A 22,193-nucleotide genomic window follows, 5' to 3' on the forward strand; every position below is an offset into this window, starting at 1 on the left:
TTAGAGAGCCATGTGGTAAATAGTCTCTTTATTTTAAAGGCTTTATACTTACTTTTCCAGATTAGGGACACGCCCTAGATATAGTCAGTTCAAATTAAAATTGTTATAAATCTAAATGCGCTACTGGTATAAATTTTACTTGCGTGCTGTTATCACAGAGGCTGCGCAAAATTCATCCCAGCAGCGCTATGTCATTTTTAGAATGAATTGACTATAGTTATCTAAACGGGCTAAAAATGACCAAATTTTGCCAACCATCGTCAAATATCTGGTCAATATCCCAATATTAACGGCGCTACTTTCCTTGTTTGACCGGCAATGTATCTCATTCTTATCACCATTTTTACAATAAAGACACGCCTTAGTGTTTTAATATGATTCCCACCGTTTTTTTGCTTATTAGCAACCTATCTTATAAAAGCTTTCATGGCTAAAGTAGAAAACTAATTTCGATGCTTGCCAGTGAAAAATATAAAAAGTAGACATCTAGATCCTGTCTAAAACTATGAAATAGTCAAAAAAAACCAACATTTATAAGTATTTTGGTGTATACCTGTCAGGTGACAGTAGTCTGGGTAAGAAGTGTTACAAACAGTAAAATACTAAAATATGTCTGATGAGTGGTCGTAAATATAGCATCAACGGAGATATTTGTTAAATTATGATGTTATTAAGTATAAATATAGAATAAAAACCATCGCACAATGAGCGTAGTCGGTGAAAAAATAATTATTACCGAATAAGGTATACAAAAGATTGTAAATTTTATTGAAATATTGTCAGGTATATGTATACTTAGGGTCACATTTCAGTAATACAAAATTACATTACAAACGCCCGTTATTAGTGTCGAATCGATATCGAGGCGTAAACGTAACGTTTATTGCTGTCGTACAAAATGCCAATTATTGTTTTAGCGATGTTTTATCTATGATACCGATATCTTTTGTTCAATACCGAAACATTTGTTGGTTATGCATTGGCTTGACCACCTCAGTGTTGTTAGCAGGGTGTACTTCTAGTATGAAAAAAGATACGTCATACGCACCTTCTGCTGCTAGAAGTGTGTTGACATCACCTTCTTTAGCGTATTTAACCAACGAAAAAAATAGTGAAAAAGTGACAGCCGCCCAATGGCAGTTTATGGCTAAAAAGTATTACCAATCAAAAAGTTATGCTAGGGCGTTAAGAGCTGCCAATCAAGCACTTGGTAAAAACAATCAACTGGTAACTGCCCGAGAAATAGCGATGATGTCTGCGTTAAAACTCTCAAAAAACAACGTGAGTGTTTATCATAATAATGAAGTGATGGCTGAGCCCGAAAAAGCGAAAATAAAAGAAACTTTGGATGATGTGATCACGTTGGTCAATACAGAAAACAAGCTGTAGAGACACTACAGTCTTGGCGTGTAGGCTGAAGAGCATGCGCTCTTTTAAAGCTCGTCTTTAGTTTGAAGAAGCGCTTTAGTAGTAATTCTTTTTTATACTCAACAATTAAGTAGTAGGGTGATGAAACACAGTATCAATATAAGGGCTGCAAAAGCCATCATAACAGGCCTTATCATAATGGGGGCAGGCTTTAGCGTTGCTCATGGCGACGATACATTCTCAACGTCTAGTATCATGAAACAGTATGAGGCTATCAAGTCATCAGAGAAGCGGCAGTCCTCTCAGCTATATCCGCTCGTTGAGGCGCTAAATCAAACCGTTACTGCTAATCCTAAAGATCGCTTTGCTTGGGAAGCCTTGGCAAAAATATATTATGACAATGGTTATTACACTTATGCGCTTTACTCGGTAAGCGAAGCTACGAAGTTAGGGGAAAGTACCGCTTATCTTCAAAAGACACTACTAGATAGCAGCGTGCAAGTGGTTGGTAGTCAATTAGAAGCAGGTTATCTAAATGGTAGCAGTGATAAGTTTATCAATGAATACAAAATGACGTTAAGCCAAATATATGGCAACGTTCATGGATTTAACTATGACGAGTCGCTACCCACACCTGTTGTACGTACTAAGAAGTTGACAAATACCAAGCCCGCCCGTGCAAGATCTGCCCATAAAAAAGAGCGTACTAGGAAAAAAAAGTCAGCGCCTCGCCGCACAACCAAAACAGTGATACCGAAACAAAAAGCACCGACCAAACGCACCCCAGTTAAACCCAGCTCTTCAGCACCAACCGATCCATTTGGTATTTTACGTTGATTCGTTTCGTATTTATGGTAATAGGGCTAATTACTAGATTTATTCGCATCAACAACCATCAGAGACTATCAGTAATTGTTAGATAAAAATCCAAACAGCTTAGGTAACGCATATGGCAAATAACGACAGTGTTCAAAAGAAACTGGGTAAAGTACGGGCACCCCGTGTACATCTTACTTATGATGTGGAAGTAGGAGACGCTATTGAGACAAAGGAGATTCCTTTTGTCGTTGGTGTTTTAGGAGAGTTTTCTGGGGATTCAACGCTTGAGCAGCCTCGACTCAAAGATAAGAAGTTCGTTGAAATTGACTTGGATACTTTTGACGAAGTAATGTCAGGGTTAGCGCCCCGCGCAACGTTTAGAGTCAAAAACGAGCTTAGCGAAAAAGGCGGGGAGTTTGCCGTTGACTTAGCGTTCGATGCTATCGATGACTTTCGCCCTGAATCAGTTGCCAATCAGATTGAACCTTTGAAGCAATTGGTCGCTGCCCGTGATCGATTGGCTGATCTGCGCAATAAGATATCTGCAAATGAAAAACTTGAAGATTTATTAGATGAAGTTCTAAAAAATACCGAACAAGTCAAAAACATGGCAGGCAATAATATATCTGATGATGGGAAGTAAGTATGAGCGCTCAATTAATAGCAAACCCTACGGTAACAGATGAGTATGATTTACTCGAAGATATAGTTAATAAAAGTAATATTGCAAAGTCTGATGATGAAAAAATGCGGGCAAAGTCACAAATTGCTGAGTTAGCTAACGAGGTGATGCAAGGCACGGTGACATTGTCAGATAATCTGGCAGCTTCTATTGATAGTCGTATTGCTCAGATCGATGCGCTGATTTCAAAGCAGCTAACCACCGTTATGCATGCCCCAGAGTTTCAAAAGCTGGAATCAAGTTGGCGCGGCTTACATTACTTATGTAGCCAAACACCCTCTGAGTCTATGTTAAAGATTCGTATGCTCAACACGACCAAACGTGAGCTGACCAAGGATTTTCAGTCTTCTATAGATTTTGATCAAAGTACATTGTTTAAGAAAGTCTATGAAGAAGAGTTTGGTAGCTTTGGTGGTGAGCCTTATGCTGCCTTGGTTGGCGATTTTGAGTTTACTCGTCAAAATGCTGATATGTACTTATTAGAACAAATCTCACATGTGGCAGCCTCAGCACATGCACCCTTTGTGTCTGCTGCATCGGCTGAGATGTTTGGGTTGGATTCATTTACTGATATTGGTCGACCAAGAGACTTATCTAAAATATTTGAAACAGCAGAGTATATTCGATGGCGTGCCTTTAGGCAGTCTGATGATGCTCGCTATGTCGCATTGACAGTGCCTAGTTTTTTAGGCCGCCTACCTTACAACCCTAAGGATGGCACAGTGGTTGATGGATTTAACTTTGTTGAAGGTGTTTCAGGATCCAATCATGATGATTACTTATGGGTAAATGCCGCCTATGCTTTTGCATCACGCTTGACCTCAGCATTTTCTGATTACCGCTGGTGTGCAGCGATACGCGGCGTAGAAGGGGGTGGCTTGGTTGAAGGCTTGCCTGTTCATACCTTTAAAACAGATGAAGGTGATTTGGCGCTCAAATGTCCAACCGAGATATCTATTACAGATCGACGTGAAAAAGAGTTAAGCGACTTGGGTTTTATTCCGTTAGTCCATTGCAAAAACACCAACTATGCGGCTTTTTTTGGCGCTCAATCTGTGCAAAAGGCCAAAACCTATCAGAATGATGATGCCAATGCGAATGCTATGTTGTCTACGCAGCTGCAATATATTATGGCAACCTCTCGTATTGCTCACTACCTAAAAGCGATGATGCGCGATAAAGTCGGCAGTTTTTTAGCACCAGGTAACGTGGAATCCTTTTTGAATGATTGGATCTCGCGTTATGTCTTACTCGATGATGGCGCCTCACAAGAAGCAAAAGCGCAGTATCCGCTACGTGAGGCATCAGTACAAGTTGTGGAAGTGCCAGGAAAGCCTGGAGTCTACAAATCTGTGGTTTTTTTAAGACCACACTTTCAGCTCGATGAGTTGTCAGTTTCTTTGCGTCTGGTCACACAACTGCCGCAAACCAGCAACAGCTGATCGTGTCAAACCAGTAGTAAATAAGAACCACTAAAACACATTAATTGTTATTAAAGGGTATGCAATATGAAGGATATTTACATTCAGTTCCGTGGTAAATATAAGATTGATGGCGAGTCTCGTGATAGTGAGCATAAAGGTTGGCTTGAGGTAAATGCTTGGGATCATTTAATTCGCCAACCAAAATCAGCGACAGCGAGTAGTGTCGGTGGTCATACCTCTGAGCGCTGCGAACATGCAGATATGTCATTTGTCAAAGACCTAGACTCAACAAGTCCAAAGCTCTGGGAAGCGTGTTCTGCTGGTTATACATTTGACGAGATCCAAATTGATTTTTATCGTGCAAATGGCGATAAGCGCGTTAAATACCTTGAAATTAAATTAAAGCATGCGCTCATTTCAAGTGTTGAGCCAATGGTGCGTGCAGAAGGCGTACCAACAGAGAAGGTAGGTATCAAATACGCGGCAGTTGAGTGGACTTATACTCAGCAAGATATCGATGGTACGGCAAAAGGTGCGGTGACTAAGAAATGGTCACTTGCCAACAACACTGCGACTTATACGGCCTAACATAGATAAATCGATAGCATCCATATTAGGGCGTGTTCAACACGCCCTAATTGCTCATAAAAAGAAAGGTCATTTTTGAGCCTTTCTTTTTTGTCATAAGAGCACATGGATGAAAAGTGAGAAGTATGAGTTATAGCGATACGAAAAGTGGGTTTCGTCTTAATCTGTTTGAGCAGCTGTTTGATGATCAGCCGCGCTATCATGAGCAGCAAATGGTAGTGCGCCGTCTGAATATTAATGAGCTTAAGGCTTCTGTTGCAAAAGACTTGGAGGCGCTGCTTAACACGCGCTGTGTGATGTCAGATCGTCTACAAGAGTATCCAACTGTCAGTGCCTCTGTGCTTAACTTTGGCATTTTAGACTTTGTCGGTTTGAGTAGTGCCAACCCAGCAGACTGTGACTATATCTGCTGCCAGATTGCAAAAACTATAGAACAGCAAGATCTTCGACTTAGAAATGTTCGAGTATCACTAGATATTGGCGCAGTTGACGTCAACCAGCTTTGTTTTTCTATTGAAGCATTACTTAAGGTTTATCCTGCTCGTGAGTTGGTCAGCTTTGATGCGTTTTTTGAACCCAGCTTTCAGCGTTATTATGTTAAGTGAATACGGCAAGCTCAGTCATATATGCAGATGTTAGAGCCATGGTTATCGATATATTGAGGCGTTATGGATAGTTTACTTCCTTACTTTGAGCATGAGTTGACACTTTTTAATAAGCAATCTAAAGAATTTGCAAAAAAGTATCCTAAAATTGCCAATCGCTTGTTGATGGCACATGATACGGTGGACGATCCTCATATCGAACGCCTGATTCAAGCTTTTTCACTCATCAGCGCACGCATCAATAAAAAATTAGATGACTCTTATGCTGATTTTACAGAGTCGCTTTTATCAGTATTGTATCCTGATTATATCAAGCCATTTCCATCGGTCTCTATTGCTCAGTTTAATTTAGGTGTACACGCACATAATTTAAGCGAACCTATTACTGTGGACAAACACCACAAGTTTTTTACTCAAAAAATAAATGGTACTGCGTGCCAGTTCCAATCTACCCAAGCGGTGACATTGCTTCCCCTTATCGTCAGTGATGTTCGGTTTGAAACACATCAAGAAGTCAGCGACCCTCAGCATGGGTTGCTAAATGGTTGTATCAGCATTCAGTTTAAAGGGCTAAATGCAGGATTTGACTACCAGCAGCTACTACATCTTGGTGTTGATTTATATATAGATCAAGATGCTAGCCAAGGCACGAGCCTTTGGGACTTACTATGGTGTGATGTTAAGCAGACTCACATCATTACTCATAAAAAATATGTTATTGCTGGCAGTCCGTTCAAACCTTTGGGGTTTGAGCCTGAGCAGCAATTACTGCCCAACCATCGCGCTCCCAACTCATCAGCCGCGCTTTTAAAAGAGTATTTTTATTTTCCAGAGAAGTTTAACTTTTTACAACTAGACCTAAGTGATCACAGCTCACAGTTCACTATAGATAGTAGTGGGTTTGAGTTGCGCTGTTATTTTAAATTCGATAAAAAAAACACCATACGTCTTAAAAATTTACAGCAGCTCGACAGCAGCAGTCTTAAGTTGTTTTGTACGCCTGTAGTTAACTTGTTTAAAACCGCTGCTAAGCCTATTTTGGTCACACAGCAGTCGATGTATTATGATTTGGTTCCAGATGCACGTGCACTCTTTCAACACGAAGTTTATGATGTTGAGAAGGTAATTGAGTCAAAGCAGATTAATAACCGACAAGTCCAGCAGGTTTATCATCCTTTTTACGCGCTTACGCACTATGAACAAAAAAACGATGGTCGTTATTATCATGTCAAACGTGACAAAGATATGGCGGACTTTCAGCAAGGGTTTGAGTATCAAATCTTATTCACAGATAAGTCGTCTGTAGCGACAACAGGGTCAGTTAGTATGAGTGCGGTTTTGACCTGCACTAATAGAGACTTACCCTCTCAAATTGTATTTGGTCAGAGCCGCGGAGATCTGTTTTGCGATAGCATGACAGGCTTTAGTAGCGTGTCCTTACTCAAACAGCCATCGCGAACCGCACGGTTTGAGTACACTGGCGATGAGCGCTGGCGGCTGATTTCGATGCTGAGTCTCAACTTTTTATCGCTCGCGTCAAAAGATGCTAAGCTCATTAAAGAGTATTTATCGCTTTATGATATTACTCAGTCAGCTTCTAATGCGCTACTAATAGACGGTATCGTATCAGTTGAGACACGAATTGAAGCACGAAGAATTCAGCGCACTCCGCAGCCAGGATTTGTTCGTGGCACCATTATTGATATTTGTATCAATCGCAGTCATTTTTCTGGAGTAAGTATTCGTCAGTTTGCACAGTTATTGTCTTATGTGCTTGGGTATCATGCCAGCTTAAATAGCTTTGTAGAAGTAATCATATTAGATGCCGTGACCAAAGAGGAGGTTTGTCGATGCCAGCCAAGAAGTGGTCTGACACCTCTTATATAGATATAGCGCCACTGTTTGATGAGCCGCAGCGATTTGATTTGCTGCAAGCGGTCAGATTGCTGCACCGTCAAGCTCAAATTGGAAATGTGCCGATTGAGATACGCTTTCGTTCCTCATTATCCTTGGCCTATCCGCTTGCTGAGATTGAGTCGATGACATTAGTATCTCAAGAGTCGATGGATAACTGTGTTAGACAGGTCGAGATCTATCCTGCGCACATTGGCTTGACAGGCCCTATGTCTGCGCTGCCAGCTTTTTATACTAATCAGCTTGCGATGCGTGTGCGTCATATCAAAGACGGTGCTGCGCCTGAGTTTTTAGATTTATTTAACCATAGATTGACCAGTTTGTACGTAAAAGCCAGCTGGTTTTATAACCTGCCTATACAGTATGAGCTAGATGACAATCAAGACAAGTATTTACTAAGTTTACGGGCTCTAGCACGCCAGCCTACTAGACTCACCAGTATCGACAGTTTGATCGCCTATGCAGGTAGGATTTCGCCTGGTCGGTTGAGCGCTGATCAGCTGGCACATGTGCTGTCTCACTTTTTGAAAATCAAGGTCAGTGTTGAGCAATTCATACCTGAGTGGTTTGATCTACCTGCTACAGAGCAGACAGCTCTCGGCACGCAGCATGTGCAGCTAGGGGTCTCAGCGTTTTGCGGAGCGAGGGTAATTCAGTTTGATAGTAAAATCAAAATTATCTTTCATCAATTAGATGCCGAGCGTTATATTCGTCTGCTGCCGCAGGGCGATATTCATCAAGTTATTACAGAGTTTATACGCAAATGGTGTGGGGTGTGTTTGGCGATTGATGTGCAGCTTGAGCTTGACAAAAAGGAAGTAAAGCCGTTGTCACTATCAGAAAGTGAGTTTGGCGGATTGGGCCGTGGAGGATTTTTGGTATCTCAGCCTGCCTATACAGACTTTAAAGACACTTATTATGCATTACCTGTTCAATAAAAAAGGAAGAGTTTTATGAGTCAATTAAAAGCAGTAATCACAAGGTTGACGCCCAGCTGCCGCAAATGCTTACAACAAGCGGCCCGCTTATGTATCGAACAGGGTAATCGTGATGTAGATGTGCTGCATTTTTTATATGAGCTAAGTCGTTCGCCTTATAATGATTTTAGCCAAATTCTAAAAACCAATAAAATTGACTCTACTTTTTTAAAAGAAGCGTTATTAAATAAGATAGAAGAATTGCCATCTGCTATGGGTGTGACCCCTGTGTTTAGTGTACAGCTCATCACCCTGCTAGAGGACGCTTGGATGCTTGCTAGCAGTCAATATACTGATAAACATGAGCATACTAAGCCTCAAATCGAGATTCGCTCAGGGCATATTTTGCTAGTGTTGCTGGGTTATGATAGTTATCAGGCGCTATTACATGCTTTGCCTGATTCATTATGTTTGATCGATCGTCACGTTTTAAAAAACGACTATGAAAAACAATGCGCTGGCAGTACAGAAAGCAGTGAGGTGGCGAGTTATGCTCATGTAGAGGGCGCTCATCCCTCTCAGTCGCTGGATAATACTCAAGAGCGCTTTGGGGTGGATGATGATAGGGTGTCTACTGAAACGACCACCCCTGCACTGGATAAGTATACCCATGATTTGACAGCGAAAGCCTGTGCTGACGAGATCGATCCTGTCATTGGACGTGAGTTTGAGATACATCAATTAATTGATATATTGATTCGGCGACGCCAAAACAATCCTATTTTGACGGGTGAAGCAGGCGTTGGTAAAACTGCTGTGGTAGAAGGGTTGGCACAAAAGATAGTCTTAGAGCAAGTGCCCGACCAACTAAAAAATATCGTAATCCGCACCCTTGATTTAGGGCTGCTGCAAGCCGGTGCAAGTGTTAAAGGAGAGTTTGAAAACCGCTTAAAACAAGTCATTGAAGAAGTGCAGTCATCGACGCAGCCTATCATATTGTTTATTGATGAAGCGCATACCTTAATTGGTGCTGGCGGGCAGGCTGGTCAAAATGACGCGGCTAATTTACTAAAGCCAGCATTGGCAAGAGGTGAGCTTAGAACCATCGCCGCAACGACGTGGTCTGAGTACAAAAAATACTTTGAAAAAGACGCCGCCTTATCTCGCCGCTTTCAAGTCGTCAAAGTCGATGAGCCTGACATCGAAACGGCGATTGCTATGATTCGCGGGTTACGTCAAAAGATGCAAGCACACTTTGCTGTCTCCATTGATGATGACGCTTTGCAGGCCGCCGTTGAGCTGTCAGCGCGTTATCTGAGTGATCGACAACTGCCTGATAAAGCGGTGAGTTTGTTAGATACCGCTGCTGCTCGAGTGAGCTTGTCTAAAACTGCCTTACCCAACCAACTCGATCAGTTGCATGCTACCGAGCAGCAGATACAGCAGCACATCAGTAGCCTCAACCAACAGCTTGAACGTATCGGTTTGATGGAAGACAAACACAAGGTTAGTCAAAAAATTGCAGTATTAGACGAACAGCGTCAGCTAAACCAGCAGAAAATCCATGAGATGACAGCGTGCTGGCAAGAGCAGTTGGCGCTGAACGCGCAGCTAGATCAACTTGGGCGAGTATTAAATGACAGTATAGACGATGACGGTCAGCCGTTGAGTGCTCAGGCACGGCTGGACACGCAGTCGGATTATCAAGAAGTCGCCCAAGCATTAGAGCGTGCTCAAAAAAAGTATCGATTAGTGCACCCAACTCTGGATCGTCAGGTTATCAAGCAGATTGTCTCTGATTGGACAGGAATACCCCTCAATGACATGGCAGGTGACGAAAAACACCGTCTTTTGAATTTGCAAAACACGCTACAAGCACGGCTGATCGGCCAAGACCATGCTATTGACGCTATCGCTAAGCGCATCCATACAGCCAAAGCACGCCTTGATGATCCCAATCGTCCTCAAGGTATATTTATGCTGGTAGGGCCAAGCGGGGTGGGTAAGACAGAAACAGCGCTGGCATTGTCCGATGTGCTCTACGGCGGCGCACGTAACTTAATCACCATCAACTTATCAGAATATCAAGAAGCACATAGTGTGGCTTCCTTAAAAGGTTCGCCGCCGGGCTATGTAGGGTATGGTGAGGGCGGAGTGCTGACAGAAGCGGTCAGACGTCGTCCTTATAGTGTGCTATTACTTGACGAGGTCGAAAAAGCCCATCCCGACGTTTTAGATTTGTTTTATCAGGTGTTTGACAAAGGGGTCATGGAAGATAGCGAAGGGCGTTTAATCGACTTTAAAAACACGCTTATTATGCTGACTAGCAATGTCGGCTCCTCTACTATTATGCAGCAATGTATCAATACTGATCCTACCGTTACTGACTTTTGCTTACCTGGCAGTGATCATCTAAAACAAGCGATTAATCCGCAGTTGTATAAGGCCTTTAAGCCCGCGTTTTTGGGTCGACTGACAGTGATTCCATATTATCCATTGACAGATGATGCACTTGCGGAAATTATTCGCCTTAAGCTAGACAAAGTCACGAGTCGTATTCGTGCTCATTATGATGTGCCGTGTATCGTCGATTCGGAGGTTATTGAGCTGATATTGTCACGTTGTCATGAAGTGGACTCAGGGGCACGTAATGCCGATGCGATTATTAGCCAAACGTTACTGCCAAAGATTGCCACTCAACTGCTCGCTCATGATGAAACAAAAAGGATGCTCAATCAAATTACCGTCTTTGTTAATGATGAGGATCACATCGATTGCCGTTTAGTTAGTGACTCTATTGTAGCACTCAGTCAAATGGCGCAAGAAAGTCAGAATCAGGAAGCATCATGATGAATGATACGAATATGACGCCCATAAGTACACTTATCGCGCCTATTATGGACTCCCATCACGGTGTAGGCGAGGATTTGACTTTTGATATGAGTCTCGAGGCTATTGCCGCTGCTCGTCAAGAGGACGATCCACTGCTGGCGCAAGGAACTTGGGTGACCGAGCTTAAGGTTGCTGATTGGGAGTTTGTAAAAAAAGAGTGTGCCAGACTTTTGGTGAATAAAAGTAAAGACTTAAAGTTGGCACTCTGGTACGTTGATGCGCTTAGTCACACCAATCATTTGGCAGGTGTTGGTCACGGATTACAGCTATTGCAAGCTCTCAATGATGAATACTGGCTGACGATGTATCCGCCGTTAGATGGTGAAGAAGATAGCATGGATATTAGGGCAGGCCTGCTATCATGGTTCGTCAAAGCGTTGACAGATGATCTTAAGCAGCTGCCTCTTTCTGATAGTAAGAGTAATATTTATAACTATAACTATTATTTAACTGCTCGCGAACACGATAAACAGCGGCAAAAAAACCCAGATGATGATAGTGGTCAGTTGAGCTTAGATGAGTACAACCAAGCCATTAAAGACAGTCATGATAGCTGGCAACGAACCCTTATCACAGAGCTGAGTCTGGTCAAAACGCAGTGGCAACGCCTAACCGATCAGCTAAATGATCTGATGGGAATGGACGCCCCCGTCTTTGCGCCTGTCACTGATCTATTAGACGCGTTAATACAGCATTTAACGCCGCTGATTCCTGAGCAAGTGATGTTAGACGATACATCGACAGAAGCGATGACTGATGATAATCATGAAACAGTACAGGTTCGCGCTAAGACATCCAGTACTGCCGTATCGCAAGGTTTTGAGCCAAACAGTGGTGATCATCAAAGCAACCGCCGGCAAGCACTCAAACTATTAAGGCAAATCCAAGACTATTTTGCGACCAATGAGCCACACAGTCCTGTGACGTTTTTACTTGGCCGTGCCATTGATTGGGCAGATATGCCACTGGACCAATGGCTTTCGCATATCATCAAGAGCGAAGATCAGCTTGCCAGTATTTCTGACATGATTGGTATTCAGCCAAAACGAGAATCTTCTAACGATGGTTATTGATGGGTTTTTCAATTAGACAGTTGTTTGAGCGGTAAGTAAGGTTTGAGCAATTTATGTATTTTATGTAGACAGCATCCCTAAATTTTATCATTTTAAACTTTCAACTTTTGGACTTAGAGAGAAGGGCGCATCATGGTATGGACTCAAACTAAGCGGCACGTGCAACTTACTAGCGCCCATCCTGATATCTCCATGAGTCTGATACAGCAAGCAGACCTTGTTGAGAGTCTGCTCGGCATGCCATTGCCTGATAGCGTCTGGGATAAGCCTGTCTTGATGCCAGCGCCCACCGCCTATCCAAGTCCCTACCACCAAGACCAACGTCAGCTATCTTATCAGCAGCGCCAGCTCGCCCTCTATTGTGGCTACCGTATCAGCCTCACCTTGCTACATCCCCAAGCAGGGCTGGATACCAAAGGCTGGCTAGGGCAAAGTCTTGCTATTCACTGGCATACGGCTGATACGCTACTGCCGAGCCAAATTCGCCACGGTATCATCACCGAAGTCATCGCTTTAGGTAGCAACAGTGGTATGGCCGCGTATCGCATCATCTGTGAACCAGCTCTTAGTCAGCTACGCTTAAGCAGTCACAACCGCCGTCACCATCATTTAAGTCTAAGTGAGCTTATCAAAGATATTATTAGCCCATATAACATAAACGTTGAGATTGACGAGCGCTTAAGTAGCGCTGGCGACTATCATATTCAGCATAGTGTGCAATATAATCAAACCGATCTGGCTTACTTAACTCAGTATTTGGCACTTTTTGGTGTTACTGGCTACTACCGTCATGATACAGACCGTCATACCTTGGTTTTATTACCGCATGATGCCGAAGCCTTGCGCCCAGACGCCAGTGATATTCACAGTACCTTAAGCCAAAACCCGGCCAGTCTTGCTGATAGACAAGATCGTATCACTGCCATACGCCCACAAATAGGCCAGCACATCCAAAACAGCGAGTTTTACCGCTACGACAACCGCCTCGTTGGACTATATAGTGGACATAGTAGTACAGAGCAAACGATAGAATCCGCCAGTCCGAGCATACATAAACGCTTCATCCACAGCCATAGCTATCTAAACGACGACGGACTGGACAAACTTGCGACTCGCTATCAGAAAAGCAAAGTGCAATTGGCTAATATAGGTAGTCTTACAGGCAATATCCGTCACTTGAGTCTACCCAGCGTCCACGACATTGCAGGCAATCCTTATGTCACTGAACCAATAAGCCTAGTCTCCATTCACCACAGTATCAACAACCACATACCAGCGGACTGGCTTGGACATGCGCCCTTTGACCCGATAACCTTGCAGCCCAATACAAACCATGCACATGATAATGAAAACATCCACCATATCAGCGCTTGCTATCTGCCATTTCCGCATCATCACCATATCCCCTTTGGTGAACAGCTGGACAAACTTGGCGCACCGCATCCCAGTCTCACAGGACTCATGAGTGCCAGTATCGTTGATACCGCCAGTGGCAGCGCCGTAGACACTGACCGCAACCACCGCGCTCATATCCGTTACCACTGGCAAAGTGAAGATAGTAGCAACGATAGCAGCCACTGGATACCCATCGCCAGCCACCTCGTCGGCGATCACATGGGACACACCCAGCCTTTGCGTCACGGACAGCATGTCCTCATTGACTTTATTGGTGGTGACATCGCCCATCCGATCATCATCGGCAGCACTCATAATGGGCAGGGTAACGACGACGCCCAGCACAATAGCATTGCCAGCGATACCGACTTCATCGACGCCACCAGCCCCGTTTGGTTTATCAACCAAAGCCATGCGTATCCCATCGACGGCATCAAAACCCAAAGCATTGATAGCAGTCGCACCGGAGAAGCGACTAAAGACCACGCTATCAACGGCTACAACCAGCTGATGTTTGACGCTCATCCTGACAGTCCACAAATCAATCTCTATAGCAGCAGCTACCAGTCGAGTCTCATCCTCGGTCACCTGTACCAACATAGCGACCATACTCGCAGTCAAGCGCGTGGACAGGGCATCAGTGTAGAGACTGAGGCCGCCGCCAATGTACAAGGTAGCACAGGCATACATATCAGCAGTCAGCAAGCTGACAGTCAATCAAAGCAGCATATGAGCCATAACAGCCATAATAAACTACAGACTGCCGACCAACACCAGCAAGCACATATACAATTGGCGAAAACGCATCAACCAGTCGGGATAGAGAGTACCAATAATAAAGGTAAAGATAAGAGTAACCAGCAAGACGTACAAACCCCCTTTGCCGAATTTAGCCAAGACACCAACGACAACAACTTAAATGAATCTGGACAATGGCAACAGCCGCATATACTGATCGACTCCCAGCGTCATCTAGCCTTATTAAGTGGACAACACAGCCAGCAGACCAGCACCAAGAATACACATAGCCACGCCACTGATAACACCCATTATCACAGTCAAACCCAGATGAATCAATTGGTGGCAGGGGATATTCACTACTACAGCAATAAAGCCCAAACTCATACCGCAGCGCATGGTGATGTGACCATACAAGCGCATCAGAACGAGATGCGACTTGATAGTGAACAAGTACTGCGCCTGCACAGTCGAGACAGTGTTGAGATTATCGCGCCTGATACGCTGTTGCTAAAAGCGGCAGGGAGTGGCATTGAGATATCAGGTGGCAATGTGACCTTTATCACGCCAAAGCAGGTCGGGTATAAGGCGAGTAAGGTGGATTGGGGTAGTGGGGGTGGAAGTAATCGAGACGTAAAACTAAAAAAAAGCAATATGAAAAAAGAAGATATGGAAATTCAATATGTGGATGCCTATGGTAATTATCCAAAAAATGAAACTATACGAGTTCGGTTAAATAATGAGGAAATAATTACAAAAGCACTAGATGATAATGGGAAAACTATTATTGAAGCTGCACCCTACGGTTCTATAATTGCAAAACAGACAAGACATAAATAAAAGGTGCTATTATGAGCAATACTCAAACTACATATATTGATTTGCCTGGCGAAAATGTCGTAACAAATCGTCAAAAATCCAAGTTAAAAGTAATATTGAGAAACCATCGCGACATTATCCTAGATATAGATACTGGAAGTGGAGGAAAATTAACTGCACAGTGTGATTCACTAGAAGGTATTTTACCGAAAGATAGTAAGTTTGACAGGAAAACTAGTTTCTACTCTAGAGATAATGAGCGGATAATCAATAGAGGTAAAGCGTTGATTTTTAAAGATGGAAATTCGCAACACTTGTATGTATCAAGAGAATTTGAAGGTGTTTTGACTATATACAAAGGAAGAAAAATCGTTATAAGGATTCCTGTTAAAAAGTTTGATAATACTTCATTCAGTAACGATCCCTTAGAAAAGCCAGCGCCAATTCTGATAAGAATAAATAAAAATAGTGGATTAAGCATACGTGACTGGTCAAATGGTACAGATCGTTCACATGCATATATAAGTCAAATATTCGATACTAGTAACCTAGTCAAAGATATTAGAGCAGATAAAAGTATGACAGGTTGGGAGGACTATGGTAAAGGAAGTCTTATGATTCCAACTATAGAAATACTTACACCAAATGATATACAGAACATTCCAGAAGATATCTGGAAATATTTAGGTGAAGGTAATAAATCTGTATTAAGTGCGGATGTTGATCAATATGGAATCATAACTCAAAACTTGCTTTATAATCAAATTGGGGCATCGGTTGCTTTTACAGCTGATAATTGGAAATGGTTGAAGGAAACTATAAAAAAGAAAAAAAAGGGAGGTTTTGAAATTGTGAAGGTGCACTTCAAACGGGGCACAGTAAAATCAGGTGAAAGGAGACTTTATGCATATTTTTCTGGATATACTAAAAGTAATAACTACTTTAAAACAGGTGTAAGACAACTCTCAAGTAATCCAGTTGTCATGCCTTTTACATCAGGAGCAGGATCAGTATCGGGTATAAAGCAAGCTCTTAAACAAAATTTATCAGGTACCTTTAAGAACAATGCACTAGTATATTTCGTACTAAGTTCTGCAATATCTTTAGCAGAGTGGAAAGCAGATCAGAGTGCTGATGGCTACGACTTAGCTGGAGCTCTTATTTCCAATATCATTAAAGCTATAATAATATCAGCAGCTGTCACTATTCTTGCTGGTACGTTAGTAGCTGTAATTGCCGCCATAGTAGCAGGGGGGTCTGCAGTAGCAATACCAGCAATCGTTATAGGTGCAATATATGTAGGTTTAGGTATTCTAGTAGGATTAGCAGTAGAATATTTCGAGAAGAAATTGACTAATGGAAAAGGGATTAGTAGTTTTATGAGTGTTATGTTGAGAAATATTGGCGAATGGTTAAAAGATACTTTCAAAGAATTGAATACAAAAAGTAATCACTCATACGAAAAATTTGATTACGATTTTTGTAGGGCGTGCTAGAATTATGATAAGTCAAAAGTATGAAAGAATATCCGCAATCAACGAAATATACTCTAAAACTATAATTGGTCTAGGCGTGCTTATAGCTATCATTGGATATATGATTCATGGTATATATAATGTTAGTATATATAATTATCTTGCTGAACTATTAATAGTTTTTATCTTAGCGATATTTGCATATATAAATAGAAAGGGTTTTTATAAAAAAATATTAATATATAGTCTTTTTGTATTACTATTTATTTATAATCTCATATTATTTGGTCTGAGTATAACTTTTATAAATTATTATCTAATACAATTTATTATTTCTTTGTTTATCATTGTTGTAACTTTATACTCATTATTTTCTATAAAATATATAGATTTTAGTTATTTGAAAGAAGAAGGGTTTGATAATAACTATCTATTTTCTATTTTTTATAGAAAAAACCTTCTTTTTAATAGAAAAATATGGTATGTAATGTCAAGTGTCTTATTTCTCTCTACGCTAACTTATTTTTTTAATAGTACCTTAGCATCTTTTATGTACGCATCTTTTCTAATATTGTGCTTGTTAAGTTTCTACTCTTTTATTATTTTTACGGTAGTATATACTTATAAGTTAGATGAATATTATCCAGACTGATTATTTTGTATGGACTAGAAGTTAAAAATGACTAGGATAAAAAGTTTTGTGATTGATGTTTTTAGACTATAGTAAAGCCCGCCCAAAAGTGTTATAAACTAATTATAGTCAGTCTTTTATAAATAAGATACAATGCTTTTAAAATAAAGAGAAAGATATAATCATTATGACTTACTCAGCAGACTTTCGAACGCAAGTTATAAAAAGCGTCAAAGACAAAGACATGAGCATTCGTCAAGCTTGTATTTTCTATGACATCAGCAAAACCACTTTACAGCGTTGGCTGAAAAATCCAAGTATCAAACAAACTCGGGATAAGCCACCCAGTAAAATACCAAATGAAGCACTTCTCAAAGACGTCGCGCAGTATCCAGACGATTACATGTACGAGCGAGCTCAACGTTTAGGCTGTAGCAAGTCAGGCATTGATATTGCCCTAAAGCGCCTTGGTATCAGTCAAAAAAAAGACCTTAGAGCATCCAAAAGTGTGTCCAATAAAAAGAGCAGCGTATCAGAGTAAGCTCAATAGTTTTATGCAGCAAGGCTATCCCATTGTGTACATGGATGAAAGCGGCTTTGAGGCTGAAACCATTCGTTCTCATGGCTATGCACCGATAGGTAAACCCTGTATCGACAGCTATAACTGGCAAGCAAGAAAGCGCACTAACGTTATTGATGCGCTCTATGAAAAAATGTTATTTGCCTTAGATTACTTTGAGCAAAATATTAACAGCAGCATATTCTACCACTGGTGCAAACACACGCTAATACCAAGTCTTAAAACAAAATGTGTGATCGTGATGGACAATGCTAGATTTCATAAGAACAAATGCATTCAAAAACTACTGAACAGACATGGCCATCGTATTCTTTGGTTGCCACCCTACAGCCCTGATCTAAACCCCATTGAAAAGAAGTGGGCACAGGCAAAATTTCTACGTCAAGGCTGGATGGAGAATAATCTACCTAAGCTGTTTCATGATATGGGTTGTATCTCTTTTATTCTAGACTGACTATAACGGTAGGCTTTTTATATCTTGGAAAGTCATATCCTTGAAAGGTAACTCCCATAGGTTGAACATCACCTTCTTGAAACGCTTTGTATTCAGGATTAGCGTTATATAACTCTTCGGCCGTCATATTCAAAGCAATTTCTAAAGGTTTATCAGGCATAACAACCTTTGTTTTAGTTTGGCAAGAAGTAGCTATTAATATGATAAAAAAAGAAGTAATGAACCTTAATCGCTTCAATATATCTATCTACTCATTCAGATCAAACATCAAAGTGCACTGCTTCTTACTATTCTAATTTCTATCATTAAGTCAATCGATTTTTTGGCTGTTATAAGATTTTAAAGCATCATATGTTTTAACCGCATCAAAGCTTGTATTTAAATAACCGATTGACTTTAGTTGTAACATTTCTTCTGATGTTAAATTTGAAATATTATTTACTTTATCTATTATATGACTGCTGACTATTTCTTCAGAAATTAAACGTGCTCTTTTTCGTACTGCGGAGCTTTTTGCCTTATCTGTTGATAAAGCTACAAAATATTCAAGTGGAGCTGCACCATTTTTAAGCATACATATCTTATAGTTGATATCTGAACGATATAATATGTAATCTTTAACTTTTTTTATGTCAATTTCACTTATCTTCTTTAAAGTACTTTCATTAGGTAAAGCTCTGTTTTTTTCTTCAGCAGTGCATAGATCTATAGTGTTCTCGTACTGTTCTATTGCTGATTCTAGAGTAATTTTATCCTCTAATTGTGTCTCTGTTTTAGCACAAGCCGATACTGAAAATATGATTAATATTAATGAAAAGAATATAGTTTTTTTCATGGTATACATCCATCGTAAATAGATTTAAAGAATTTAATTTCATCGTTACTTGCTCCATCATTTTGAAGGTCAATGACAGCCATACCTGCTATGTCTTCAACTTTTCGTCGAGTTATCTTACTCACGTCTCTCATACCTTCTGCAAGCATTGTCCAGTCTGTTGATTTTACTGCAACTTCTGCATTTAAAGTTGTTCCGCCTATAAAGACAGTAGCTACTCCTCCTATACCTAAAAATCTTGTTAGCCAGCTACCAAGTTTAAGACGAGAGTTAATGTCATCTAAATATTCAGATCCCTTTGCACTGAGCACCAAATTATCAAATACAGGACAAGCTTTTAAATTTTTGTTCCCCTTTGTAATCTTCACCTGTTTAGTTTCACCATCTAAGGTAGTTTTATCTGTAGAATATTGAGGCGGTTTTTGCATAACTAATAATCTCCATTCGTTGATAGGTAAAGGTGAACATTAAAGTTTTCCTCAAGTGATGATACAAGGTTTTCAGTTTCACCCTCAGCATTAGTGATTCCAAAATAAATTAACTCTTTTACCTCAGATATTGCACGATAATGAACATGGCTATAAGGGTTACCATCATCATCAGTAAATTTAAATTTAACTTTATAAAGTTCAATAGATCCCCAAGGGTCTTCATTTCTTAGATGCACTTTAATCTTATTGGAGTTAGAGCTAAAGAAAGTTTCCGTATTTCCCTCAGTATCAGTTATGCCTTCAAAAGTCTCTTTTGTATTTTCATTAATAGCAATATACGGTGTATTGGCATAAGCAATATCATTATCGTCAGCAAATCTAAATTGTGCCTTGTACATTGCTCCCGCTATCAAACTCGGCAATACCCCAAGCCCCAGCCCATCCATTCCACCTCCCGCCTTACTATGCTTACCCCCTTTCTCCGTCACCTCTTTGGCGGCGATAGTGATATTGCTACCATCAAGAGTAATACTCGCACCGCCTGCCGTTATCGTCACTTTATTGGTTGCCACGACTTCTACCTCTTTAGTTGAGGAGGCGATGTTCACATCTTGCTTGGCGGTTGCTTCCAGTTTCCCTGTATGGGCGGATAGGGTGATATTGTCTTTGGCATTGGTCATGCTAAATTGACCATCGGCTACTATATTGAGTGATTCGCTGCTGATTTGATTATGGCTATCGCCACTACTGATCATCATGTTCGCTTGAGTCGTAGTAATCATTTCACCCATTGAACGTTGAATGAGCGTGTCTTCACTGACATAGCTGCTATCAGCCGCACTATCAATCAGCGTGAATGGCGTGGATTGATGGGTTTTGGTTTGCTGTTCCTCTGCAATAGTCTCAAGCTGGGCTTTAATCGCTTTATGGTCGTTCACATTACGACCAAGTCCCGTTGCCAGTTGCGTCAAACGCTCAGTTAAATGCTGACCACCTAATGCAGTTTGGGCCAGAGTCGGGGTGTGGTGCTGGTAGTTATGCTGTCCTGTTTGCGCGTGGGTCTGCGGCTGAGTGGATAGAACAAGTGCTTCCCCTGATTTGATACTGATCTGCGCGTTGGTGGCCGCATTGATCCCTTGACGTTTGGCGGTGTCTGATGGATTGATCACGCCCATTTTTAGACTGGCGGATATCCCAGCACTGTCTACTTGTAGCTGAGAGTAAGCTTGCTCTGTACGGTGGTCAGTCACCCATTCAGATAGGCCGTTTTCAGTGTTGCGATAGCCGCTCTCGACCGCTTGCTCATTGTCAGTGGCAAACAGGCTAGGGCGACTTGATGATAATAAGCTACCGGTATTCGTCAGATGCTCACTATCACCGATAGCTTGCATCAGAGTTTGGTCATCTGCTCTATGGGTAAAGTGGCTGCCATAATTGCTTCCTGCTTGGGCCTCAATACGGTTAATTGCTTGGGCGGGGTTATCTAATAAGTAGTTGCTTGTTGGGGTGATAAGATTATAGCAAAACAGTTTGTAGCCACTCCTGCTTTCCGCTGCTATTTTAACTGCCCACAGGAGCAGGCACTAAAGACCGTGCCGTTCCTGCTTTGCGATAACGTCTCTGCCTGAGTTCCTGTAATCCTGGGATCAGCCAAGGATATCCTCTGCAATCAGGGCTAGCGGTGGCATCTGACGTTCGCAGAGGGTGGTCGTGGTTGGAGTTTTTATGCTGAGTAATGCCTATAATTTGAAGTTAAGTTGAATGCTTTGAGTTTGAGATGTTTCTTATTTAACGAACGACAAAAAAACCACCCGAAGGTGGCTTAAATAATTACTTATATTAAGTCATCTAAATCAAGTAAGTTTGAATCATCATCAACGCCAAATGCTGTTTGTCCTAATCTCTTAAAGTCGATGTACTGAATCTCAATCAAGTCGGGTAAAAGATTGAGATGGACAAAGATATTCATCTTATCTATATTTTTGATAGAAGCATTATCACTAATCGCAAGGGCAGGGACAAAGCCAAACATTTCATCGTATTCAAGTGCTCCAAATTTTTTCACACAACGCTTGAATAGAGGTTTGCTATTGTTATCAACCATATCAACATATTTTGTCTCTTTAAAAGCAAAAAATAATTCAATTTTTCTATCTGCTAGGCCTTTTGCAATATCTTTCGCTTCCCCTTTTTCTTGATAAACCCAACCAAGAGTTGGAGTAATTGTATAGGCATGACCTATTTTTTCACCCCAAACGTATAACTTGCCAAAGCCACTACGAGCGATAACATAGTAGTTATCTTGTTTTAGAACGTCCTCACCTAACCAAAGGGCTAGTTCATCTTCATAATCAGTTGGATTGACTATCCAAAACAAGCCTTGCTTAAAGCGGCAGAAGCCCATTTTCTCCCAATAGAAAAGAAGCTTATCAGGCAATTTACCTTTATAATAATCTAGAATTGCCTGATCGGCAGGCTGTTGCCAGTCAGGTTGTCCAAAATCTTCCATAAACAAGTCAAATCCTTCATCAATAATAAAATTATTCATTACAA

19 protein-coding genes are annotated in these 22,193 nt (G+C 41.2%); 14 read left to right on the top strand and 5 right to left on the bottom strand.

Features of this window, described 5'->3' with window-relative positions; translation table 11 throughout:
* The first annotated feature begins 1,023 nt into the window (after window positions 1–1,023).
* The 14 genes from BTV99_RS02395 (at window position 1,024) to BTV99_RS02465 (ending at window position 18,374) form a co-directional block, all read left to right on the top strand.
* The gene (locus BTV99_RS02395) at window positions 1,024–1,389 is read left to right on the top strand and encodes a hypothetical protein (RefSeq protein WP_075100780.1); all 366 of its coding nucleotides are present in this window, start codon (window positions 1,024–1,026) and stop codon (window positions 1,387–1,389) included.
* Window positions 1,390–1,509: 120 nt separating this feature from the next.
* Complete coding sequence (locus tag BTV99_RS02400; protein WP_178377922.1) at window positions 1,510–2,205, top strand: hypothetical protein; 696 nt, start codon at window positions 1,510–1,512, stop codon at window positions 2,203–2,205.
* A gap of 112 nt (window positions 2,206–2,317) precedes the next feature.
* The gene (tssB, locus tag BTV99_RS02405) at window positions 2,318–2,830 is read left to right on the top strand and encodes a type VI secretion system contractile sheath small subunit (protein ID WP_075100782.1); all 513 of its coding nucleotides are present in this window, start codon (window positions 2,318–2,320) and stop codon (window positions 2,828–2,830) included.
* A gap of 2 nt (window positions 2,831–2,832) precedes the next feature.
* Window positions 2,833–4,311 (top strand): type VI secretion system contractile sheath large subunit, encoded by a 1,479-nt coding sequence (gene tssC / locus BTV99_RS02410; RefSeq protein WP_075100783.1) that lies wholly within the window; start codon window positions 2,833–2,835, stop codon window positions 4,309–4,311.
* Between the two features lie 66 nt (window positions 4,312–4,377).
* Window positions 4,378–4,881: a type VI secretion system tube protein Hcp gene (locus tag BTV99_RS02415; RefSeq protein WP_075100784.1), complete on the top strand. Its 504-nt coding sequence runs from the start codon at window positions 4,378–4,380 to the stop codon at window positions 4,879–4,881.
* A gap of 125 nt (window positions 4,882–5,006) precedes the next feature.
* Window positions 5,007–5,486 (top strand): type VI secretion system baseplate subunit TssE, encoded by a 480-nt coding sequence (gene tssE / locus BTV99_RS02420; protein WP_075100785.1) that lies wholly within the window; start codon window positions 5,007–5,009, stop codon window positions 5,484–5,486.
* Between the two features lie 63 nt (window positions 5,487–5,549).
* The gene (gene tssF, locus BTV99_RS02425) at window positions 5,550–7,373 is read left to right on the top strand and encodes a type VI secretion system baseplate subunit TssF (RefSeq protein ID WP_075100786.1); all 1,824 of its coding nucleotides are present in this window, start codon (window positions 5,550–5,552) and stop codon (window positions 7,371–7,373) included.
* On the top strand, window positions 7,337–8,338 hold the full coding sequence (gene tssG, locus BTV99_RS02430) for a type VI secretion system baseplate subunit TssG (RefSeq protein WP_075100787.1): 1,002 nt from the start codon (window positions 7,337–7,339) through the stop codon (window positions 8,336–8,338). The genes tssF and tssG overlap by 37 nt, the downstream gene beginning before the upstream one ends.
* Window positions 8,339–8,353: 15 nt before the next feature.
* The gene (tssH, locus tag BTV99_RS02435; protein ID WP_075100788.1) at window positions 8,354–11,167 is read left to right on the top strand and encodes a type VI secretion system ATPase TssH; all 2,814 of its coding nucleotides are present in this window, start codon (window positions 8,354–8,356) and stop codon (window positions 11,165–11,167) included.
* A complete protein-coding gene (gene tssA, locus BTV99_RS02440) occupies window positions 11,164–12,282 on the top strand; it encodes a type VI secretion system protein TssA (protein ID WP_083608488.1) in 1,119 nt (372 codons plus the stop codon). Before tssH ends, tssA begins: the two co-directional genes overlap by 4 nt.
* 132 nt (window positions 12,283–12,414) lie before the next feature.
* Window positions 12,415–15,255 (top strand): type VI secretion system Vgr family protein, encoded by a 2,841-nt coding sequence (locus BTV99_RS02445; RefSeq protein WP_075100790.1) that lies wholly within the window; start codon window positions 12,415–12,417, stop codon window positions 15,253–15,255.
* 11 nt (window positions 15,256–15,266) lie between these two features.
* On the top strand, window positions 15,267–16,730 hold the full coding sequence (locus BTV99_RS02450) for a hypothetical protein (RefSeq protein WP_075100791.1): 1,464 nt from the start codon (window positions 15,267–15,269) through the stop codon (window positions 16,728–16,730).
* Window positions 16,731–17,527: 797 nt separating this feature from the next.
* Window positions 17,528–17,881 (top strand): IS630 transposase-related protein, encoded by a 354-nt coding sequence (locus BTV99_RS02460; RefSeq protein WP_075100793.1) that lies wholly within the window; start codon window positions 17,528–17,530, stop codon window positions 17,879–17,881.
* Complete coding sequence (locus BTV99_RS02465; protein ID WP_198411578.1) at window positions 17,847–18,374, top strand: IS630 family transposase; 528 nt, start codon at window positions 17,847–17,849, stop codon at window positions 18,372–18,374. The genes BTV99_RS02460 and BTV99_RS02465 overlap by 35 nt, the downstream gene beginning before the upstream one ends.
* Here BTV99_RS02465 and BTV99_RS13390 read toward each other — a convergent pair.
* The 5 genes from BTV99_RS13390 to BTV99_RS02485 form a co-directional block, all read right to left on the bottom strand.
* On the bottom strand, window positions 18,361–18,534 hold the full coding sequence (locus tag BTV99_RS13390) for a hypothetical protein (RefSeq protein WP_172953089.1): 174 nt from the start codon (window positions 18,532–18,534) through the stop codon (window positions 18,361–18,363). The two genes, BTV99_RS02465 and BTV99_RS13390, sit on opposite strands and share 14 nt — an antisense overlap.
* Before the next feature lie 150 nt (window positions 18,535–18,684).
* Entirely contained in the window at window positions 18,685–19,209 is a 525-nt protein-coding gene (locus BTV99_RS02470; RefSeq protein ID WP_075100795.1) for a hypothetical protein, read from the bottom strand.
* The gene (locus BTV99_RS02475) at window positions 19,206–19,637 is read right to left on the bottom strand and encodes a hypothetical protein (protein WP_075100796.1); all 432 of its coding nucleotides are present in this window, start codon (window positions 19,635–19,637) and stop codon (window positions 19,206–19,208) included. The genes BTV99_RS02470 and BTV99_RS02475 overlap by 4 nt, the downstream gene beginning before the upstream one ends.
* A 2-nt stretch (window positions 19,638–19,639) precedes the next feature.
* On the bottom strand, window positions 19,640–21,031 hold the full coding sequence (locus tag BTV99_RS02480) for a DUF2345 domain-containing protein (RefSeq protein WP_075100797.1): 1,392 nt from the start codon (window positions 21,029–21,031) through the stop codon (window positions 19,640–19,642).
* A gap of 443 nt (window positions 21,032–21,474) precedes the next feature.
* Window positions 21,475–22,188, bottom strand: a complete 714-nt coding sequence (locus tag BTV99_RS02485; RefSeq protein ID WP_075100798.1) for a GAD-like domain-containing protein — start codon at window positions 22,186–22,188, stop codon at window positions 21,475–21,477.
* Between the last annotated feature and the right edge of the window lie 5 nt (window positions 22,189–22,193).

This window comes from Psychrobacter sp. Rd 27.2 (assembly GCF_001921755.1).
GTDB classification, from domain to species: Bacteria; Pseudomonadota; Gammaproteobacteria; order Pseudomonadales; family Moraxellaceae; genus Psychrobacter; species Psychrobacter celer.